A 441-nucleotide genomic window follows, 5' to 3' on the forward strand; every position below is an offset into this window, starting at 1 on the left:
GGACAAAGAGAGAGACGGCTGGACAGGTGGGCCAGTGCACGAAATCACTCTGTCGCGTACCTGGTACGGCGAGTGGATGGGTAAGTACATCTCACTGTTCGAAGACGGCTTTATCACTCTGCCTCGGGACGCCTCCCTGGAGGATGACCACCGGGCGGTCGAGTTTATCGATGGCATACCGATGGTGCCAAAGATCGAGCGAAAGGATTTAAAGGATGCCGCACTGATACGCCACGGCGATGGTGCGGTCGCGGGGGCACTTATGAACTTCGCGGCTCTCAATCACGTAGGTGGCTACGTCTACGAATATCACCGAGTCAAGCCCGCGTCTCAGCATGACCGAGATATCAAGATCGGCGCCGGTTGGCGCTCCACAAAAGGCATTTGGTAATGGCTCAGTCCAAGATCGTCGACCAGTACGGTCGCCCCATTCAATACGAC

Annotated in this window: 1 pseudogene; it reads left to right on the forward strand. The window is 56.5% G+C overall.

Going from position 1 to position 441, the window contains the following annotated elements:
* Positions 1-391, forward strand: a pseudogene (locus tag GV819_RS32615) (hypothetical protein); the annotation flags it as partial.
* Positions 392-441 lie beyond the last annotated feature (50 nt).

Origin of the sequence: Pseudomonas sp. Fl5BN2 (genome assembly GCF_009908205.1) — a bacterium.
GTDB lineage: Bacteria > Pseudomonadota > Gammaproteobacteria > Pseudomonadales > Pseudomonadaceae > Aquipseudomonas.